The organism is Pseudomonas sp. Sample_14 (genome assembly GCF_004307515.1).
Taxonomy (GTDB): domain Bacteria; phylum Pseudomonadota; class Gammaproteobacteria; order Pseudomonadales; family Pseudomonadaceae; genus Aquipseudomonas; species Aquipseudomonas atacamensis.
The window spans coordinates 106,702-124,743 of sequence record NZ_RCOC01000067.1 but is presented as its reverse complement, the minus strand read 5'-3'; the positions used below and the strand labels follow the sequence as shown (position 1 = coordinate 124,743).

16 protein-coding genes and 1 pseudogene are annotated in these 18,042 nt (G+C 61.1%); 7 read left to right on the top strand and 10 right to left on the bottom strand.

The genetic code is table 11. The annotated features are described in order from the left end of the window. The 3 genes from D8U61_RS27915 to paoC form a co-directional block, all read right to left on the bottom strand. Positions 1-183, bottom strand: a 183-nt coding sequence (locus D8U61_RS27915; RefSeq protein ID WP_206663089.1) for a hypothetical protein, incomplete at its 3' end; no start/stop codon positions are given. 61 nt (positions 184-244) lie between these two features. After that, entirely contained in the window at positions 245-577 is a 333-nt protein-coding gene (locus tag D8U61_RS16130; protein ID WP_130927282.1) for a hypothetical protein, read from the bottom strand. 25 nt (positions 578-602) lie between these two features. Next, positions 603-2,813, bottom strand: coding sequence for an aldehyde oxidoreductase molybdenum-binding subunit PaoC (gene paoC, locus D8U61_RS16125; RefSeq protein ID WP_130927281.1), 2,211 nt, complete (start codon positions 2,811-2,813; stop codon positions 603-605). 266 nt (positions 2,814-3,079) lie between these two features. Here paoC and D8U61_RS16120 point away from each other — a divergent pair, with 266 nt between their 5' ends. Together D8U61_RS16120 and gabP are read left to right on the top strand one after the other, a co-directional pair. Next, positions 3,080-5,206 carry a TonB-dependent siderophore receptor gene (locus tag D8U61_RS16120; protein WP_125927079.1) on the top strand — a complete coding sequence of 709 codons (2,127 nt, stop codon included), beginning with the start codon at positions 3,080-3,082 and terminating at the stop codon, positions 5,204-5,206. 235 nt (positions 5,207-5,441) lie between these two features. Then, positions 5,442-6,848: a GABA permease gene (gabP, locus tag D8U61_RS16115; RefSeq protein ID WP_125927078.1), complete on the top strand. Its 1,407-nt coding sequence runs from the start codon at positions 5,442-5,444 to the stop codon at positions 6,846-6,848. Here the strand turns inward: gabP and D8U61_RS16110 are convergent. Next, positions 6,845-7,057 carry a hypothetical protein gene (locus D8U61_RS16110; RefSeq protein WP_125927077.1) on the bottom strand — a complete coding sequence of 71 codons (213 nt, stop codon included), beginning with the start codon at positions 7,055-7,057 and terminating at the stop codon, positions 6,845-6,847. The genes gabP and D8U61_RS16110 overlap by 4 nt on opposite strands. A gap of 18 nt (positions 7,058-7,075) precedes the next feature. Then, the gene (locus tag D8U61_RS16105) at positions 7,076-9,127 is read right to left on the bottom strand and encodes a pyridoxamine 5'-phosphate oxidase family protein (RefSeq protein ID WP_125927076.1); all 2,052 of its coding nucleotides are present in this window, start codon (positions 9,125-9,127) and stop codon (positions 7,076-7,078) included. A 286-nt stretch (positions 9,128-9,413) separates the two neighbouring features. On the opposite strand from D8U61_RS16105, the gene D8U61_RS16100 reads away from it, so the two are divergent. After that, entirely contained in the window at positions 9,414-10,043 is a 630-nt protein-coding gene (locus tag D8U61_RS16100; protein ID WP_125927075.1) for a glutathione S-transferase, read from the top strand. Positions 10,044-10,063: 20 nt separating this feature from the next. Here the strand turns inward: D8U61_RS16100 and D8U61_RS28265 are convergent. Beyond that, positions 10,064-10,153, bottom strand: a pseudogene (locus tag D8U61_RS28265) (metal ABC transporter ATP-binding protein); the annotation flags it as partial. A gap of 43 nt (positions 10,154-10,196) precedes the next feature. Between D8U61_RS28265 and D8U61_RS16090 the strand changes: the two are divergent. After that, positions 10,197-11,117, top strand: a complete 921-nt coding sequence (locus tag D8U61_RS16090; RefSeq protein WP_016774781.1) for a LysR family transcriptional regulator — start codon at positions 10,197-10,199, stop codon at positions 11,115-11,117. A gap of 27 nt (positions 11,118-11,144) precedes the next feature. On the opposite strand, the gene D8U61_RS16085 is transcribed toward D8U61_RS16090, so the two are convergent. Together D8U61_RS16085 and D8U61_RS16080 are read right to left on the bottom strand one after the other, a co-directional pair. Continuing rightward, a complete protein-coding gene (locus D8U61_RS16085) occupies positions 11,145-11,921 on the bottom strand; it encodes an alpha/beta hydrolase (RefSeq protein ID WP_125927074.1) in 777 nt (258 codons plus the stop codon). A 155-nt stretch (positions 11,922-12,076) separates the two neighbouring features. Next, the gene (locus tag D8U61_RS16080; RefSeq protein WP_130927280.1) at positions 12,077-12,982 is read right to left on the bottom strand and encodes an AraC family transcriptional regulator; all 906 of its coding nucleotides are present in this window, start codon (positions 12,980-12,982) and stop codon (positions 12,077-12,079) included. 126 nt (positions 12,983-13,108) lie between these two features. Here D8U61_RS16080 and rclC point away from each other — a divergent pair, with 126 nt between their 5' ends. Continuing rightward, complete coding sequence (rclC, locus tag D8U61_RS16075) at positions 13,109-13,684, top strand: reactive chlorine resistance membrane protein RclC (protein ID WP_130927279.1); 576 nt, start codon at positions 13,109-13,111, stop codon at positions 13,682-13,684. Between the two features lie 30 nt (positions 13,685-13,714). Further along, positions 13,715-13,942 carry a DUF2790 domain-containing protein gene (locus D8U61_RS16070; protein ID WP_024013004.1) on the top strand — a complete coding sequence of 76 codons (228 nt, stop codon included), beginning with the start codon at positions 13,715-13,717 and terminating at the stop codon, positions 13,940-13,942. A 1-nt stretch (position 13,943) separates the two neighbouring features. Here the strand turns inward: D8U61_RS16070 and D8U61_RS16065 are convergent, their stop codons facing one another. Both D8U61_RS16065 and D8U61_RS16060 read right to left on the bottom strand, forming a co-directional pair. Next, on the bottom strand, positions 13,944-15,185 hold the full coding sequence (locus D8U61_RS16065; RefSeq protein ID WP_123442447.1) for an MFS transporter: 1,242 nt from the start codon (positions 15,183-15,185) through the stop codon (positions 13,944-13,946). A 120-nt stretch (positions 15,186-15,305) separates the two neighbouring features. Continuing rightward, positions 15,306-16,439, bottom strand: coding sequence for a lactonase family protein (locus tag D8U61_RS16060; RefSeq protein WP_130927278.1), 1,134 nt, complete (start codon positions 16,437-16,439; stop codon positions 15,306-15,308). 265 nt (positions 16,440-16,704) lie between these two features. On the opposite strand from D8U61_RS16060, the gene D8U61_RS16055 reads away from it, so the two are divergent. Further along, positions 16,705-18,006 carry an Nramp family divalent metal transporter gene (locus tag D8U61_RS16055; protein ID WP_024013001.1) on the top strand — a complete coding sequence of 434 codons (1,302 nt, stop codon included), beginning with the start codon at positions 16,705-16,707 and terminating at the stop codon, positions 18,004-18,006. Positions 18,007-18,042: the final 36 nt, after the last annotated feature.

The following is an 18,042-nucleotide window of genomic DNA, read 5'->3' as shown; positions in this document are numbered from 1 at the left end:
CGGCACATTCAACATCTTCATTGCCTGACCCAATGCATTCGCGAGCAAGCTCGCTCCCACAGGTTTTCGCGGCGCCTGCAAAATCCCGGCGACATGCAAAATCCAGTGTGGGAGCGAGCTTGCTCGCGAAGAGGGCGGCACATTCAACATCTTCATTGCCTGACCCAATGCATTCGCGAGCAAGCTCGCTCCCACAGGGGACCTGCGTTGCTTGTTTGATTGGGGTTCTACAGGCCATCAGTACTCAGGCAGGTCCGCCGTTCTTGTCTGGCAGTTGGGCAAACCACTGCGCATACGGTGTATTGCTCACTTTGAATCGGTTGTAATCCGGGCTGCCGTCATCCCACCACACCGGCCCGCGCTCACCCAGCGCGACTTTGGCGACGTTGACGCGAGCTCTCGCTGACTTCAACGCCTGTGCATCGTCGCCACGCTTTGCCTCTTTGACCGCACGCCGCGCTGACATGAGTTCGGCTACAAATGCCTCACGCTCGGCGGCTGGCAGCGCTGGATTGCTGCAACGCCAGAGTTGCTGCTTGACCACAAAATAGCGGCCATCGGGGGTGGTGGGGTACATGGGCGATATCCTGCGTGATCCAGTCTCAGACCGGGTAGGACAACTCGCCGATGAGTTTATCCAGCGTAATCGGATAATCGCGCACCCGTACGCCACAGGCGTCATAGATCGCGTTGGCGATGGCCGCCGCCGCGCCGCTGATACCCAGCTCGCCAACGCCTTTGGCTTTCAACGGGGTGGCATATGGGTCGACTTCATCGAGAAAGATTACTTCCTGATGGGGAATGTCGGCGTGCACCGGCACCTCGTATCCGGCGAGATCGTGATTGACGAAAAAGCCGATTCGATGATCCACCGCCAGCTCTTCCATCAATGCCGCACCAGCGCCCATGGTCATGCCGCCGATGATCTGGCTGCGCGCGGTTTTCGGGTTGAGGATGCGCCCGGCGGCGCACACGGCCAGTTGCCGACGCAGGCGAATTTCGCCGGTCGCCGCATTGACCGCGACCTCGGCGAAATGCGCGCCGAAAGTCTGCTGGGCGAAGCGCTGGGCAAGGTCACCGTATTCCATGCGGTCCTCGCCCGTCAGCTCGCCATTGGCTGCGGCCTGAGCCAAGGCAACCTGCTGCGAGCCTGCGCGAATTTGCCCGTCGACAAACTCGGCTTGCTGCGGGTCAAACCCGACGGCGTGAGCGGCGGCTTCACGCAGTTTCACGCACGCGGCATATACGCCGGCAGTGGAGGAGGCGGCGCCCCACTGGCCGCCGGAGCCCGACGATTCCGGAAACCGCGAATCGCCCAAGTGCACCACGACACGGTCCAGCGGCACGCCCATCATTTCGGCAGCGGTCTGGGCGATGATGGTGTAACTGCCGGTGCCGATGTCGGTCATGTCGGTTTCCACGGTGATGACGCCTTGACGATCGAGTCGCACCCGCGCCGCCGAAGCGGTGGTCGGTGCGCCGCGAATCGCCGAGGCCAGCCCGATGCCGATCAGCCAACCGCCCTCACGGCGCTGAGCGGGTTGAGGGTTGCGCTGACGCCAGCCAAAGCGTTCAGCCCCAGTGTTCAGGCATTCCACCAACTGTCGTTTGGAGAACCTCCGCGCCGGTTGCTCAGGATCGACCTGCGAGTCGTTGAGGATGCGCAGTTGCAGCGGATCCATCTGCAGCTTTTCGGCCAGTTCATCCATGGCGATTTCCAGCGCCATCATCCCCGGTGCCTCGCCCGGCGCGCGCATCGCCGAACCCTCGGCGAGATCGAGCACGGCGAGATTCAAACGGGTCATGCGATTGGCCCCGGCGTAAAGCAAGCGGGTTGACGCGGTAGCCGCTTCGGCGCGACCACCGCGCAGATTGCCCGACCAGCTCTCGTGGCCGATCGCCGTGATCACGCCGTCACGGTTGGCACCGATGCGCAGGCGCTGAAGCGTCGCCGGACGATGGGTCAGGTTGTTGAACATCAGCGGCCGCGGCAGCGCGACTTTCACCGCTCGCCCGGCATGTCGAGCGGCCAGGGATGCCAACACTGCGTCGCAAAGAATCGTGCCCTTACCGCCGAAACCACCGCCGATATACGGCGAGATCAGGCGCACATCTTCCTTGGCGATGCCGAGGGTTTTCGCCAGATCGCGCACGCCCCAGTTGATCTGTTGGATCGATGTCCACAAGGTCAATTGCTTGCCACTCCAGCGGGCGATGGTTGCGTGCGGTTCCATCATCGCGTGGGCCTGGTCAGGCGTGCTGTAGTGCTGATCAATTTGCACGGGCGCAGCGTTGAAGGCGCCTTCAAAGTCACCGACGCTGGTCTGCGGCGGCGGGCCGAAACCGGCCGGTGGCGGTGGGGTAGCTGAGTCTTTCGCCGCAGCCAGATCGAACGAACCTGGTTCGGCCACGTAGCGGATGTCGAGCAAGCCGGCGGCCGCGCGGGCCTGTTCAAAAGTGCCTGCGACGACAATCGCCACGGCCTGGTGATAGTGATCGACCTGCGGCCCGGCCAAGGCCCTGGCTACGTAAAACTCGCCTTTGGCCAATGGCCCGGCGTTTTCGTAAGTGACGATGGCAATCACCCCGGACGCCTCCCGCGCTTGCGTCGAATCGATCGAGGCAATGCGCCCCTTGCCGATCCCGGCGCCGACGATATAGCCATAGGCGGCGTCCGGCACCGCTGCGTTTTGCTCGTAGGCGTAGGTGGCGGTGCCGGTGGTTTTCAGCTTGCCGTCGATGCGGTCGGCAGGTTGGCCGATGACGTTCAGCTGGTCGATCGGATTGGAGCCGGCCGGGGTGTCGAATTTCATCTGCAAATTCCTTTCAGACAGGCTGGCGGCGCCCACGTAGCGCGGCGCAGCCATCGATTGACGTCGGATCTCTACGAGCCTAGGCCATCGACGCGCTGCTGATAATGCGCGGTTTCAGGATGGAGTGATGAATCCCGCTCACCAATCCTGATCAACATGACAAATAAGAATACGTTTCAATTACTAATGCGACCGTATACCATGCGCGGCGTTTTCAGTGGCGGTTTTGCCCTTCGTTCTGGCCTATTCGTAAAGGTTTTCACCTCATGCGTCGAACTCTGCTTTCCATTTGTGTGCTGCAGGCGTTGTCTTCTTCCTCGTGGGCTGAATCAGCCGAACCGACTTCTTCAACGCTTGAGCTGGAAGCCACCGATGTGGTCGGCACAGCGGATTACGAACGGGCAGACGGCCCGGTGCAGGGCTATCGCGCGACCCGTTCGGCCAGCGCCACGCGCACCGACACTTCGATTCACGAAACCCCGCAGTCGATCAGCGTGGTGACCAAGGATGCCGTCGAAGACCTCGGCGCCACGCGTTTGCAGGATGCGCTGGATTACGCTGGCGGCGTCGGTCGGGCGAACAATTTCGGCGGGCAGGGCCTGACCACCTTCACCGTGCGCGGTTTTACCACCGGTGAGTTCTACCGCAACGGTTTCCCGATCAACCGTGGCTACCCGAACATGCCCGACGCCAATACCATCGAGCGTCTGGAAGTGCTGCGCGGTCCGGCGACCATGCTCTATGGCCGTGGCGATCCCGGCGGTACCTTCAACGTGGTGTCGAAACAGCCGTTGCCCGAGCGCACCGTTACGTTAGGCAGCCAATTGAACGACCAAGGCATGAAGCGCGGCACCCTCGACGCTTCCGGGCCGCTCGATGAAGAAGGGCGTCTGGCCTATCGCTTGAATGTGGTGGGCGAGGGCGGTGACACCTTCCGCGATCATGTCGAGACCGAGCGCTACGGCATCACGCCGGTGCTGACCTGGCAGGCCACCGACGCGACCAAGCTGATTTTCGAAGGCGATTTCATGCGCAACAACGCGCCGCTCGATCGCGGCGTGACGCGCTACCCGGCGCAGATCGGCACTGCCTCGCGCGATACCTTCTTTGGCGAGAAGGACGTCGGCAAGCTGCACAACGACAACAACATGGCGCAACTGCGTTTCGAGCACATGCTCAACGACGACTGGACCCTGGGCGGCGGTTTCCAGTGGCTCGACGGCTCGCTCAAGGGCAATGCGATCGAGGCCAACGGCATTGCCGCTGACGGCCGCACGCTGGGGCGCAACTTCAACTACCGCAAGCTGGAATGGACCGACAAGGACACCCAGCTCAACCTCACCGGGCATTTTGATACTGGCGGCCTGCAGCACACCTTGCTCACCGGCATCGAGTACGAAGATTACGACTACAAGTCGATCATCCAGCGCTCCAGCGGCGCGGTCAGTGCCTACCCGATCGACATCTTCAACCCGGTCTACGGCCAGCCACGCCCGGCGCTGACCCGCACACCGACCCACGACAAAGAGAACCTCAAGACCTACGCCGCGTTCGTGCAGGATCAGGTAGCCCTGACCGAAAAACTGAAAGTGCTGGCCGGCGCACGTTTCGAGCGCTTCGAGCACGATTACGAAACCTACGTGCCGGGCGGCAAGAGCTGGCAGGCCAGCGACAACGCCGTCACCCCGCGTATCGGCGTCACCTACGATTTGACCGAAACCCTGGCGGTGTACGCCAACACCGCGCGCTCGTTCAAGCCCAACACCGGCGCCAGCCGCGAAGGCGGCGGTTTCGCCCCGGAGAAGGGTAAATCCTACGAGATGGGCGTGAAGTGGGAAGCGCTGGATCAGCAGTTGAGCGTCGACGCGGCGATCTACCAGATCGAAAAACGCAACGTGCTGACCACCGACCCGGTGGATTCGACCTTCAGCGTCGCCGCTGGTGAAGTACGCAGCCGTGGTTTCGACGTCAACGTCACCGGCAACCTCACCCCGGAGTGGCGAGTGGTCGGCGGTTACGCTTACGTCGACGCCGAGGTGACCAAGGACAACACGCTGCGCTCAGGCACGCGTCTGCTGAACATCCCGAAGAACAGCTTCAGCCTGCTCAACATGTACGAGTTCCAGGACGGCACGCTCAAAGGCCTTGGCCTTGGCACCGGCCTGAAATACGTCGACGAGCGCGCCGGGCAGACCGCCAACACCGCGTTTTCCATGGGCAGTTACACCGTGGTCGACCTGCTGAGCTTCTACAAGATCAACGACAAGGTGCGGCTCAATCTCGATGTGAAAAACATCTTCGATCGCGACTACGAAGAAGGCGCCTTCGGCAACGTTTACGCCTACCCGGGGGCGCCACGAACCGTGCAGGTGGGGATTTCCTACACGCTGTAAATCGCCGCAGCGGTTGCCGCCGACCCATGCTGGCCTGAGAGTGGCATGTCGAAATCAGACATCGGCATGCCGCACTCAGGCTAGTTGCGCGGCGGCCGGGCCACGTAAGGTGAAGCATCATTTCGTCGGCAAAGCGTCTGCGTCGCAGCTTTCGCCTGATGCCGACACCGGAAATGATGATCGCCTGACGCTCAGTCAGTGGCCCAAACGTCGATCATGAGAACAATAAGAACCCATGACTAGCCTGAACCCCAAGGACTCCAACGGTCAGTTGGCGCAAGGTTTCAAACCGCGTCACGTCACCATGCTTTCCATTGCCGGCATCATCGGCGCAGGACTTTTCGTTGGCTCAGGCCACGCCATCGCCGCCGCAGGACCTGCGGTGCTGCTCGCTTATCTGTTCTCCGGTCTGCTGGTCGTGCTGGTCATGCGCATGCTCGGCGAAATGGCCGTGGCGCATCCCGACACCGGCTCGTTTTCCACCTACGCCGATCAAGCCATTGGCCGCTGGGCCGGGTTCACCATTGGCTGGCTCTACTGGTGGTTCTGGGTGCTGGTGATTCCCATCGAAGCGCTGGCCGCCGGGCATGTGCTCAATCAGTGGTTTCCCCAGGTCGATGCGTGGTTGTTCGCCTTGCTGTCGATCGTGCTGCTGGTGATCACCAACCTGTTCAGCGTGTCGAAATACGGCGAGTTCGAATTCTGGTTCGCCATGGCCAAGGTCATCGCAATCATCGGTTTCATCGGTCTGGGTTTTGCGGTGCTGATGGGCTGGATTCCCGAGCGCGAAGCCAGCGGCTTGAGCACGCTGATGGCCGAGCACGGCGGCTTTGCGCCCAACGGCATGTCGGCGGTGGTCGGCGCGTTCATCACCATCATGTTCAGTTTCATCGGCACCGAAGCGGTGACCATCGCCGCTGCGGAATCGAACAATCCGGCGCAGAACATCGCCAAGGCCACGCGCTCGGTGATCTGGCGCATCGGCATTTTCTATCTGCTGTCGATCTTCGTGGTGATTTCCGTGGTGCCGTGGAACGACCCGCAACTTGCCTCGGTCGGTTCATACCAGCGCGCACTGGAACTGATGAACATCCCCAACGCCAAATTCCTCGTCGACGTGGTCGTATTGATCGCGGTGGCCAGTTGCATGAACTCGTCGATCTACATTTCCTCGCGCATGCTCTATTCGCTGGGCCGACGCGGCGATGCGCCGCCGGCACTGAAGGTGACTTCGGCGGCCGGCGTGCCACGCGCGGCGGTCATTGCCAGCACGGTGATCGGCGCAGGCGTGACGTTACTCAGCTATTTCATGCCGGCCGGGCTGTTCCAGTTCCTGCTCGCCAGCTCCGGCGCAATTGCCTTGCTGGTGTATCTGGTGATCGCCATTTCGCAGTTGCGCATGCGCCGCCGACTGGAACGGGAGAAGGTCGAAATGACCTTGCGCATGTGGCTGTTTCCCTGGCTCACCTGGCTGGTCATCGCCTTCATCTGCGCGGCGTTGGCAGTGATGATGATCACCCCTGAACATCGCCTGGAAGTGACTTCGACCATTGGCCTGGCGCTGCTGATCTCGTTGATTGGCCTGGTCACCAGCCGCCAGCACCGGCCGACGGGCAGAGTGGTTGCGGTGAGCAAAGCCTAAGCCAACAACGCCTTGAGCCCACGGGAAAACCAGCCGTTCGGGCTTGAAGGCAGATGCTCACGTTGATTGAATGAGCCCGTCAACGCGCAGGTTTCACCGGCGAGTGAACCCATCAGTTGCGGCAGTAAAAAACTGCGTTCGCATTCACTGGCGGACAGTCCGGTTTTCTCTTGCGGCCAAACGACGTTGGTTTCTGCATACGGCTTCATGGCGCACCTCCTCATGATTCAAACGTCCAGCACCAGGGTTTCGCTGCCCTGCGCCGGGGCGGCGCAGCAGATCAGCACTTCGTCGTCCGCCAGGCGCATGGCCGGCGGGGTGAGGTAATGCACCTGGCCGCTGGTAAGGCGGGTTTTGCAGGTGCCGCACGAGCCGCCGCGACAGCTGAACTCCGGATTCAAGCCACGTGCCTCGGCCAGTTCCAGCAAGGTGCCGCTGCCCGGTTCCCAGCGTGCTTCCTTGCCGGACGTCGCAAACAATACCTTGACCGGCTCTTCCGCGACCGGCACCTGCGGCGGCGCCGGGGTGCTGATTTCGACATCGCGGATCAGTGTCGACGGGCCGAAGGTTTCGGCGTGGATGCGATCATCGGGAATGCGCATTTTGCGCAAGCCGTCGTACAGCGCCTGAGTGAAGCTGCCCGGGCCGCACAGGTAGAAATCGTAGTCATCCAGCGGCAGCAGGCTCTTCAGCAGGGCGACGTCGATGCGCCCGGCATGATCGTAACCCTGCGCTGTTGCGTCCAGCGGCGGCTGGCTGACCACGCGCAGCACCTTGACCTTGTCACCGGCGCGCGCAGCCAAGGCGTCGATTTCTTCGCGAAAGGCCAGATCCTCGACGGTGCGACTGCTTTGCACCACCCAGGTCGGGCGCATGCGGCTGATGCGTTTGCCCTGATAGACCACCTCGCGCAGCATCGACAGCAACGGCGTCACCCCAACGCCAGCGGCCAACAGCACCAGTGGCCGGCGTTCGGTGGCGTCGACGGTGAAATCGCCTTGCGGCGCGCGGGCTTCGATCAAGTCCAATGCCTGAACGCGATCATGCAGATGCGAGGAGACCAAGCCATCGCGTTTAACGCTGATGCGCAGAAACTCGTCCGACGGCGCGCTGGACACGCTGTAGGTGCGGATCGACGCGGCATCCTGACCGTCGAGCAAGACCTTGATCGGCAAGTGCTGGCCCGGTTCAAAGCGCGGCAGGCCGAAGCCGTCGTTGGCTTGCAGGTAAAAGGAGCGGATCTGCGGACTCTCATCGACCACCCGCGTGACGTGCAGCGCGCGCCAGTGATTGCGCAGCGCCTCGGCCTGCAAACGCTCGCGGGTCTGCTCCCAGCTGCCGGTCATTTGCGAATTGGGCGAATCGCCTTCCGGTTGCTCGGCCCAGCGCAGTGGCAGCGCGGCCTGACGGTAAACGATGCGCTGCGGCTTGAAGCGCCACAGGCGCTCGGCGCCCTGGAACGCGGCGATTTGCGGATCGTCGAGCAGCACTTCTGCGCTGCCGGTCATCTGCAACAGATCGCCGCTTTCGAAATCGATGAAGGTCAGCCCGGCGCGCGGGTTGAGCAGGATGTTGCCCAAGGTGTTGAAGAACAGATTGCCGGAGAAATCCGGGATGGTCAGGGTGCCGTCTTCGTCCATGTGCACGAAGCCGGATTTGCCGCCGCGATGGGACACGTCGACTTGGCGCTCACCGTCGCGCACCACATAAGTGGCCACGTAGAACGAATCGGCGGCGGTGATCATGTCGCGCACCAAGGGTTCGCTGACCGGCAAGTCGAGCGCAGTGTCGGTGGTTTCGTCGACGAACGCGTAGTGGCGCAGATTGATGTAGCGCGGGCAGTTGCCGTAAGCCTGGGTCACGCCGATCTCGAGGCTGTTGTCATCGCGGCGACTGATGTTGCCGTTCATGCGATTGCGCCGACGGGTGTGCAGCTCGATGCCGAGCATGCCGATCGCATCGCCGGGCTGCAGGCCTTGATTGGCCGGGTCGTTGGGCTGCGCGTCGAGTTTGATCTTGAGCACCTGTGGTGACGGCGAATCCATGAAACCCGGTTGACCGGTGCGCAGCGTCGCCCACGGATCGCCCTGGCCATCAACGGCGCCGAGCACGACGAAGGGCAGTTGCGCATAGAACTCGCGGTGCTGGTCCGGCATCCAGTCGCGGGCCAGTTGCCGCTGGCCGACACCGACCATCATTTCCACCGCACCGACGGCACGTTGCAGGGTCAGCTCACCTTCGTGCCAGGGCGAGGGCTGCGGTTTCGACGCTGTGTCCATTTCGATTCTCCTCGGGTGCAAACGGGCCGGTGAGCCGCCAGGGGCTGAAGCTCAAGTTGGGCTCATGTTCGCCCCCGGCTGGTTGCGAGGGAATGGCCAGAAACTGCAATCCACTGTTTCACTCGGTGAAATGATCCCTGCGCGCGCCTAAGGAGGCGGGTGATTATTTCACTGGCTGAAATGCTCGATTGTATTTGCTGAGGATTCCGCGATTTGCGGCAGGGGAGCAGGATGAGACCCATCGACACGATCAGCGGGTCGACCTCAAATAATCCAGGAGCACGTCATGTCTCAGTCAGCCGTCAAACTGTACCGCCATCCGTTGTCCGGCCACTCGCATCGCGTCGAGTTGATGTTGTCCCTGCTGGATGTGCCGACCGAACTGCTGTTCGTCGACCTGATGAAGGGCGCACACAAAACCCCTGAATTCCTCGCCCTCAACCGTTTCGGCCAGGTGCCGGTGATTGACGACAACGGTACGGTGCTCGCTGATTCCAACGGCATTCTGGTTTATCTGGCGAGCAAATACGGCAACGGCCAGTGGCTGCCGAGCGATCCGGTCGAACAAGCCAAGGTGCAGCGCTGGTTATCGGTGGCTGCCGGGCAGATCAGCTCCGGCCCGGCCACGGCGCGCTTGATCACGGTTTTCGGCGCCGGTTACGACGCAGCTGATGCGATCAAGCGTTCCCATGCGTTGTTGCAGGTGATGGAAGACGAGTTGGCCAACAGCGCATTCCTTGCCGGCGATAAGGCAACCGTTGCCGATGTGGCCGCCTACACTTACGTCGCCCACGCACCGGAAGGCAATGTCTCGCTGGAGGATTACCCGAATGTGCGGGCGTGGCTGGCGCGGGTCGAGGCGCTGCCGAAATTCGTCGGCATGCAGCGTACAGCGGTGGGCCTGCAAACAGCTTGATTCACAACGATGCACATATCCTGTGGGAGCGAGCCTGCTCGCGAAAGCGGTGTGTCATTCAACGGTGATGTTGACTGACAGAATGCCTTCGCGAGCAGGCTCGCTCCCACATGATTTCACTGTGTTTTCGAAGTTTTTTACAGGATCCCGTCTATGGATCGTTTTCAGGAAATGCGCATGTTCCTGGCCGTGGCCGAGGAGGGTGGCTTTGCGGCGGCGGCCCGGCGTTTGAACACCTCGCCCCCCAGCGTCACCCGCGCCATTGCCGCGCTGGAGCAACGCATCGGCACGCGCCTGTTGTCGCGCACCACGCGCAGCCTGCACCTGACCGAAGCCGGGCATCGTTATCTGGACGATTGCCGAAGAATTCTGTGCGACGTCGACGAAGCCGAAGAGGCGGCCGCCGGCAGTTATCGGGTGCCGTGCGGGCACTTGAGCGTGACCGCGTCGGTGTTGTTTGGCGAGCTGTTCATCGCGCCGTTGCTGGCGCAATACGTCGATGCGTTTCCTTCAGTGCATCTGAAGGCGTTGCTGGTCGATCGCGTGGTGAACATGGCGGAAGAGGGTATCGATGTCGCCGTACGCATCGGCCATCTGCACGAAAACAATCAGCATGCAATCAAGGTCGGCGAGGTCCGCCAAGTGATTTGCGGCACGCCGGATTACTTCGCCCGCTATGGCCGACCGCAACATCCGAACGAGCTGAGCCGCGCCAATATCGTCATGTCGTCCGCCAGTCATTTGCTCAGCGATTGGCAATTCGCCCATGCCGATGGCCCGTTGAGCTTTCGCTTCGAACCGCGTCTGGTGGTCACCGCGAATCAGGCGGCGATCAACATCGCCAGTTCCGGTTGGGGCATTACCCGGGTGCTGTCTTATCAAGTCGCCAGCCAGGTTGCGGCCGGTGAACTGGAATTGGTGTTGCAGGCCTTTGAGCCGCCGGCGTTACCGGTGCAACTGGTCTATCTGAAACATCCGCGCGTACCGGCGAAGGTGCGCACGTTTGTGGATTTTCTCAGCGAGCGGCTGCAACACCACCCAGCGTTGAAAGCCGTGAACAGGGTTCACGGCTAAGGCTTCAAGGTTCAACTCAGCGCTGGATCAGTTTGCGGCCGCAGCGGTTTCGATCAGGCTGGCAACGGCTTTCGGGTTGGACACCATCACCACGTGCGAAGCGCCTTTGACCACGACGGTCTGCTTGGAGTGCGCGCGCTCGGCCATGAACGCCAGGGCTTGCGCCGGGATGTTCTTGTCCTGGTCACCGTAGACGAAGTACGACGGCACGGTTTTCCATGCGGGCTCGGTGGCGGCTTCGTTGAGCGCGGCGACGGTCACCGGGCGCTGGGTCGCGGCCATCAACTTCGCATCTGCCGGGGAAACATCGGCTGCGAACTGCTCATGGAATTTGTCCTGCTGGATGTACAAATCCTTGCCACCATCGGCCAGCTCAACCGGGGCCGACAGGGTCGGGCCAAGAGTGCTGCCAGGGAAGCGGCCGGACAATTCGGCTGCGGTTTCACCCTTTTCCGGAGCGAACGCAGCGACGTACACCAGCGCTTTGACATTGGCATTGCCGTAAGCGGCTTCGCTGATCACCGGGCCACCGTAAGAGTGGCCGACCAGCACCACCGGGGTTTTCACGCTGGCCAGCACATCCGCCACCGATTGCGCATCACCCTTGACCGAGCGCAGCGGGTTGGCGGCGGCGATCACCGGGTAGCCATCCTTCTCGAGAATCTTGACCACGCCGTTCCAGCTGCTCGAATCGGCGAATGCGCCGTGTACCAGCACCACGGTAGGTTTGACCGGCGCGGCGAACGCAGCGGTGGCGCCGAACATGGCGGCGGTAAGGGCGAGGGTTGCGAAGACTTTGTTCATGGTGATGTCCTGTCGATTGGTTAAGGTGGGAATGGAAGCGACAGTGGTATTTAGCGCGCTAAATGTGTCAGTTGTGTGTGCGCACGGCCGAACTTCGCATGCGTATGTATCTGTGTCGGTGAAAGCTACACGCTGATACAAAGCGATCCATTCAATCAGATCGCGCGGCGGACTTTGCCCGGGGCCTCGCCGTAGATTTCCTTGAATTTCTTGCTGAAGGCAGCCTGCGACTGATAGCCGACCTGTACGGCAATGTCGTTCAGGCCCAGATGCGAATGGCTCAGCAGACTGAACGCCAGCTCCATGCGCAACTGGGTCAGCAGCACCCACGGCGACACGCCAGCGACCCGGGCGAAGGTGCGCATGAACGTTGCACGGGACATGTTCGCGGTGTCGGCCATGGCTTCGATAGTCCATTCGTGCGCCGGGTCGGCCAGTATCGCCTGACAGGTTCGGCCGAGGCGCTGGTCGCCGAGCAGCGCCAGGGTGCTCTTGTCCTGCTCCGCACGGGCCAGGTGCGCACGCAGAATCAAGGTGAACAAGGCTTGGGACAGTGAATCGAGGAGGAACCGCGCGCCCGGCTGTTCGCTGTCGGCTTCGCTGCGCAACAGCGCAATCAGGCCGGTCAGCGGCGCATCCACCGGCAAGCCGTCGTTGGCAATCAACAGGTAATCGGGGAGGGCGGCGAACAGCATCGACGCGCGGTTGTAATGAAAGCCACCGCAGAGCATGTCCAGATCGGCGCTCGCGCCACCCAGCCGATAGATCGGCAACACCCCGCCGGGAATCAGCGTTGGCGACATCGGCGCTACGGTTTTGCCGTCACTGTGCAGCACATGTGGCGTCCCCCGTGGCAACAGCAGAATATCGCCGGCGCGCATTGCCAGGCGTTGTCCGCTGGCCAGTTCAACCCGGCATTCACCTTTAAGCACGATGTGATAGGGCGCCTTGCCCAAGGCTTCCTGTTGATGATCACGCGCCCAGTCGCCTTGAAACTGGCAACGCAGATCGAGGCTGCCGCGCACGTTGGCCAGGCTGATGAGCTTATCGAGCGAGTTCATTGGCACCCATCACGATGGAAATCCGCAAAGTTGAGACGATTGAGCAAGACGTTGAGCATGACCGACAAAAGCGCGATTCGGTAGCACCGCAGACTGACTCCACTTTCATTGATCTGGAGAAGTCGCATGTTCACCTCAATCAACGCCGGACTACAACAGCTCGGCAAACTCGATCGCCTCGGTATCCCGCTGATGCGCGTGGCCATCGCCATCGTCTTCCTGTGGATCGGCGCGCTGAAATTCGTCCCGTACGAAGCCGACAGCATCACGCCCTTCGTCGCCAACAGCCCGGTGATGTCGTTCTTCTACGAACACCCGCAGGACTACAAGGCGCACCTGACCCATGAGGGCGAGCTGAACGCCGACAAGCGCGCCTGGCAGACCGCGAACAACACCTACGGCTTTTCCACCGGGCTTGGCGTGGTGGAAATCCTCATCGGTCTACTGGTCCTGTCCAACCCGCTTTCCCGCCGCACCGGCCTGCTCGGTGGCGCGCTGGCGTTCGCTACGCCGCTGGTGACCCTGAGCTTTCTGGTCACCACGCCTGAAGCCTGGGTCGCTGCGCTGGGCGATGGTCAGCATGGCTTTCCCTATCTGTCCGGCGCCGGACGCCTGGTGCTCAAAGACGTCCTGATGCTCGCCGGAGCGCTGCCGGTCATGGCCGATTCCGCGCGCCAATTGCTGACTGAACGTCAGGTCTGAATTCCTCATCATTTATAGAGAGATCACACGATGAAAACGTTTATTGCTTTGACCCTGGCCATCCTCGCCGGCAACGTCTTCGCCGCCACCGAACCTGCGCAGACCGGCGTGCCACTGGATATCGCCAAAACCATCAGCATCACCGACACCAGCGCCGCCTGCGGAATTGTTCCGGTGGAGGTCGTCTATGAAGACAGCCACGGCCAGCGGCATGTCGCCACGTACAACGTGCTCGGCAATGGCTGCGGTGGCGATTAGCTCAGGTTTGGCCCATAACTGCAGCGGACTCGAATTGCTCAGTCCGCTGCAGCGTTTCCGGAACAGCGATCAACAGCAGCAGGAATGCTGCCGCTGCAACCCCGGCGAGAGTCAGAAATGCCGCGCTGTAACCGGCGGCCTCGACGACAAATCCGGCCAGCCCATTGCTCAGCGCTGCGCCAAGGCCAAATGCTGTAGTCAGCGCGCCGAGGCTGACATTGAAATGCCCGGAGCCGAGGGTGAGATCCTTGACCATCACCGGGAACAGCGCGCCGAACAGCCCAGCGCCGACGCCGTCGAGCAACTGCACGGCGACCAGCCAGTACGGATCATCCGAGAAGGTGTAGAGCAAGCCACGCAGCGGCAGGATCAGAAAACCCGCCAGCAATAACGGTTTGCGCCCCCAGACATCGGCTTTCGCACCGGCCAGCAGCGCCATCGGCACCATCACCAGTTGCGCGGCGACGATGCACGCCGACGTCAGCGGCGTGGCCATGTGCAAGTTGGCTTGGGCGAGTTTCTGGCTCACCAGCGGCAGCATCGCCGCGTTGGCCAAGTGGAACAGCGCGCAGCACAGGGCAAACATCAGCAACGGGCGATTGCTCAGCAGTACCTTGAATCCGGACGGCTGATGGCTTTGATCGCCAGGCTGGAGGCCGCGCGCGACATCGTGATCAATCGCCTCGGCCGAGACGAACAGCACGGCAATCACGCTGGCCAGCGCCATGACCGCCATCAGATAAAACACCGCCACCGGACCGAACAGATACGCAAACAAACCGGCCAATAACGCCGCGCACGCGTTGCCGGCGTGGTTGAACGTCTCGTTGCGACCGGTACGCCGGGTGAATGCTCGCGGGCCGGTGATGCCCAGGGTGATCGCGGAAATCGCCGGGGCAAAAATAGATGCTGCCGCAGCGCTCAAAGCCTGAGTCAACGCCACCAGACTGAATGACGAAATGAACGGCAGGAGCAGACAACTCACCGTCACCAACAGCGCGGCGATGATGATCAGCGCACGTTTCGCCCGGCTGCTGTCAACCAGCGCACCAGCGGGCGTCTGCGTGACCAGCGCGGCAATGCCGGCGAGGGTCATGACCACACCGATGCTGGCCGGGTCCCAGTGGTGCACGGCGAGCAAGTAGATGGCGAGGTACGGCCCGAGGCCGTCGCGGACATCGGCGAGAAAGAAATTCAGACTGTCCAGCGAGCGGTTGTTGCGGCGATCGAGATGGCTGATCACGGGGGGGGCAGTCTCTTGAAAGTGAGGTCTGCGTAAATGTATCAACCTCGGCAAACCTAATGACCGAAGCGGCGGGGGATTAGTTGCAGAACGGCGGAGCAGTTGCTGCTCCGCAGGTATTCAAGCGTCAGGCGTTTGCAGTATTTCTATCCATAATGCGCCTTTGCCGGAGGCCGCTTCACCGACACGCTTCAGCGCGCCATCCTTGCTCACCGCGTACGTACCGACCTTGGCGCTTTTCTCGCCCGTCACCAGCAGCCAGTGGCCATCGGGGGAGAAGGCGATATTTCGCGGTTGCTGTTCTTGCACCGGGTAGTTATCGAGGAACTTGAGTCCTCCGGTTGCCGGATCCACGGCAAATGCCGAAACGCTGCTGCTGGTGCGCTCACTCATCAGCAGCAGTTTTCCATCCGGCGACATGCGCAGGTCGGCAGCCCAGATGCGTGGGGTCGGATCGTCTTTCAGGTCGTTGTTGCGCGCATCACGGACTTCGCCGTGGGCCAGTTTCAATCGCTCGGGAATGCCATTGGCTTCAGCGATTCGGGTCAACGCGCCGCTGGCCTCGTCGATTGAAAACGCAGTCACGGTGCCGCTCATTTCACCGACGACGTAAAGGAATTTGCCGTTGGGCGAGAACGCCAGGTGCCGAGGCCCGGTTTTCTCCGGAACACTGACCGCGCCGCTGCCGATCGGGCTGAGTTCGCCAGTCTTGGCGTCCAGTCGATATTGCAGCACCTTGTCGGTGCCCAGGTTGCCGGCGTAGGCAAAACGATTGCTCGGCTCGGTGCGAATCGAATGCGCGTGCAGGCCGGTCGGGTAACGCAGGATGTTGGCGGAAGGCTGATGATCCTCGCCGATCTTTTGAACGCTGAGTGCATCGGCGCCGTAGGACGCGGCGAGCAGGTAGCGACCTTTTCGATCGGTCGACAGATAAGCCATGCTCTCTGCCAGGGGCGCTTGGGTGAATTTTGTCAGGTGCCCGCTTTTGGAGTCGATCTGATAGCCCAAAACCTGGAAAGGCTTGACCCGCAACGCTGCAAACAGCACTTTGCCGTCCGGGGTGAGCGCCATGGGATTGACCTGGTCGCCGGCCTGGATTTGTTCAATGAGGGTGAGCGCGCCGTTGCTCTGATCAAGGCGGTATTGCGAGATCAGACCGTCGCCGGGGCTGGAGATGTAAGCGTAGGTAGCGGCGTTGGCCGTCCCGCTCAGAGCTGAAGCGAGCGCAGCGATCAAGAGGGTTCTTTTCATCATTTTCAGCCTTATTGTTGTTGTGATCAGTCATCCTATGAGTGATTGGCTGGGCCATCAATGGCTATTTCGTAGGCCTGTAACGTCGCTACGTTTATTTCACATGCTTGTTCCAGATGATTTTGATCAGCGGAAATGATCGGAGAGGGCCGTCGTCATTGAGGTTTGACACATTTCTACATACTCTCCCGTTAGCGTTGTTGTACGACATCCTACCTAATGTGCGCAGTGCAACAACTCTCACAAAAACAATAACGGAGATACCCCTATGACGAGCATGGCTCCACTCGATCATCAGGCCGCTGCAAAACCGCAAAACCTGTTCCTGCGTACGCTGAAACTGCTCGGCCCCGGCATTATCGCCGTGCTGTCGTGGCTCGGTGCGGGCGATCTCATCACGTCTTCAGTGGCCGGTGCGAATTACGGCTACGCGATGATGTGGGTGCTGGCGGTCTCTTTGCTGTTGAGATACTTGATCGTCAACATCATTGCCCGTTTCCAGCTGTGCAATAACCAGGGCATGACCATTCTGCAGGGCTACGCCCAGCTCAACCCGGTGTTTGCCTGGTTCATGCTGGTTTATGCCTTGTTGATGGGGCACTTGATGAACGCCTACATGATCAAGGGGGCAGGGGAGTCGCTGGCGATGCTGTTCAAGATCGATCAGCCATTGCTGTGCTCGGTGGCGGTGGTGCTGGCGGTGTGGATGCTGGTCGGGCGCAACATCTACACGATGATCGAAGGCGTGATGAAGCTGCTGCTGGCGATCATGACCCTGGCGTTCATCGCATTGGCGGTGATGTCCGGCCCGGATGTCAGCGGCATCATCAAAGGCACCATCGGTTTCAGCATTCCGCCGGACGAAGGCGTGCATGGCGCGTTGCTGGTGGCGGTTTCAGTGATCGGCGCGGTTGCCGGCTCGATCGCCAACTTCGTGCACCCCTATGTCATGCGCCAGAAAGGCTGGACCGGGCCGCAGCACAAGCGCATTCAGCGTAACGATCTGCTGTTTGCGGTGTTCGTCGGGATCATCATCAACCTGGCGATCTGGATCGTCGGTGCGGAAATCCTGCGGCCCAACGGCATCGAGGTGAAAACCCTGGGCGATCTGGGCAAGGCGCTGGAAATCTTCTTCGGCCCGATCGGCTGGTACGTGTTCTTCATCGGCGTATTCGCGACCTTGTTTGCCAGTATTTCAGGCAAGACCACAGCGTTTCCGATGCTGATCACCGATGCCTTCCAGCATGTTCGTCCTGAGCGCCGCGAGAAGTACGGTAAAGAGTTCCATCACGACCCGATGCACAAGTGGTTCATGCTGTTCATCCTGGTCACGCCGCTGATCTGGTCGATGCCGGGCATGCCGGATTTCGTCACCCTGACCATTGGTGTCAGCGCATTGAACATCATTGGTTTGCCAGTGATTTCCCTGGGCTTGCTGATCATGTCCAACCAGAAATCGCTGCTGGACAAGCAGTACCGCAACAACCTGTTTGAAAACATCGCGCTGATGTTTGCTACAGGTCTGGCGCTATGGGTAGCGTTCCAGTTGGGCGTTGATCTGTTTACTTGACGGGAAGCAATCGAGGGGGCAAACGCCCCCTCGAAT

Bases quoted from the DNA above. Each gene is read 5' to 3' on its own strand.
- D8U61_RS16110 (WP_125927077.1), bottom strand. From the start codon at position 7,057: ATGAAGCCGTATGCAGAAACCAACGTCGTTTGGCCGCAAGAGAAAACC.
- D8U61_RS16055 (WP_024013001.1), top strand. From the start codon at position 16,705: ATGACGAGCATGGCTCCACTCGATCATCAGGCCGCTGCAAAACCGCAA.
- paoC (WP_130927281.1), bottom strand. From the start codon at position 2,813: ATGAAATTCGACACCCCGGCCGGCTCCAATCCGATCGACCAGCTGAAC.
- D8U61_RS16120 (WP_125927079.1), top strand. From the start codon at position 3,080: ATGCGTCGAACTCTGCTTTCCATTTGTGTGCTGCAGGCGTTGTCTTCT.
- D8U61_RS16080 (WP_130927280.1), bottom strand. From the start codon at position 12,982: ATGAACTCGCTCGATAAGCTCATCAGCCTGGCCAACGTGCGCGGCAGC.
- D8U61_RS16090 (WP_016774781.1), top strand. From the start codon at position 10,197: ATGGATCGTTTTCAGGAAATGCGCATGTTCCTGGCCGTGGCCGAGGAG.
- D8U61_RS16085 (WP_125927074.1), bottom strand. From the start codon at position 11,921: ATGAACAAAGTCTTCGCAACCCTCGCCCTTACCGCCGCCATGTTCGGC.
- D8U61_RS16070 (WP_024013004.1), top strand. From the start codon at position 13,715: ATGAAAACGTTTATTGCTTTGACCCTGGCCATCCTCGCCGGCAACGTC.
- gabP (WP_125927078.1), top strand. From the start codon at position 5,442: ATGACTAGCCTGAACCCCAAGGACTCCAACGGTCAGTTGGCGCAAGGT.
- D8U61_RS16105 (WP_125927076.1), bottom strand. From the start codon at position 9,127: ATGGACACAGCGTCGAAACCGCAGCCCTCGCCCTGGCACGAAGGTGAG.
- D8U61_RS16100 (WP_125927075.1), top strand. From the start codon at position 9,414: ATGTCTCAGTCAGCCGTCAAACTGTACCGCCATCCGTTGTCCGGCCAC.
- rclC (WP_130927279.1), top strand. From the start codon at position 13,109: ATGTTCACCTCAATCAACGCCGGACTACAACAGCTCGGCAAACTCGAT.
- D8U61_RS16130 (WP_130927282.1), bottom strand. From the start codon at position 577: ATGTACCCCACCACCCCCGATGGCCGCTATTTTGTGGTCAAGCAGCAA.
- D8U61_RS16060 (WP_130927278.1), bottom strand. From the start codon at position 16,439: ATGATGAAAAGAACCCTCTTGATCGCTGCGCTCGCTTCAGCTCTGAGC.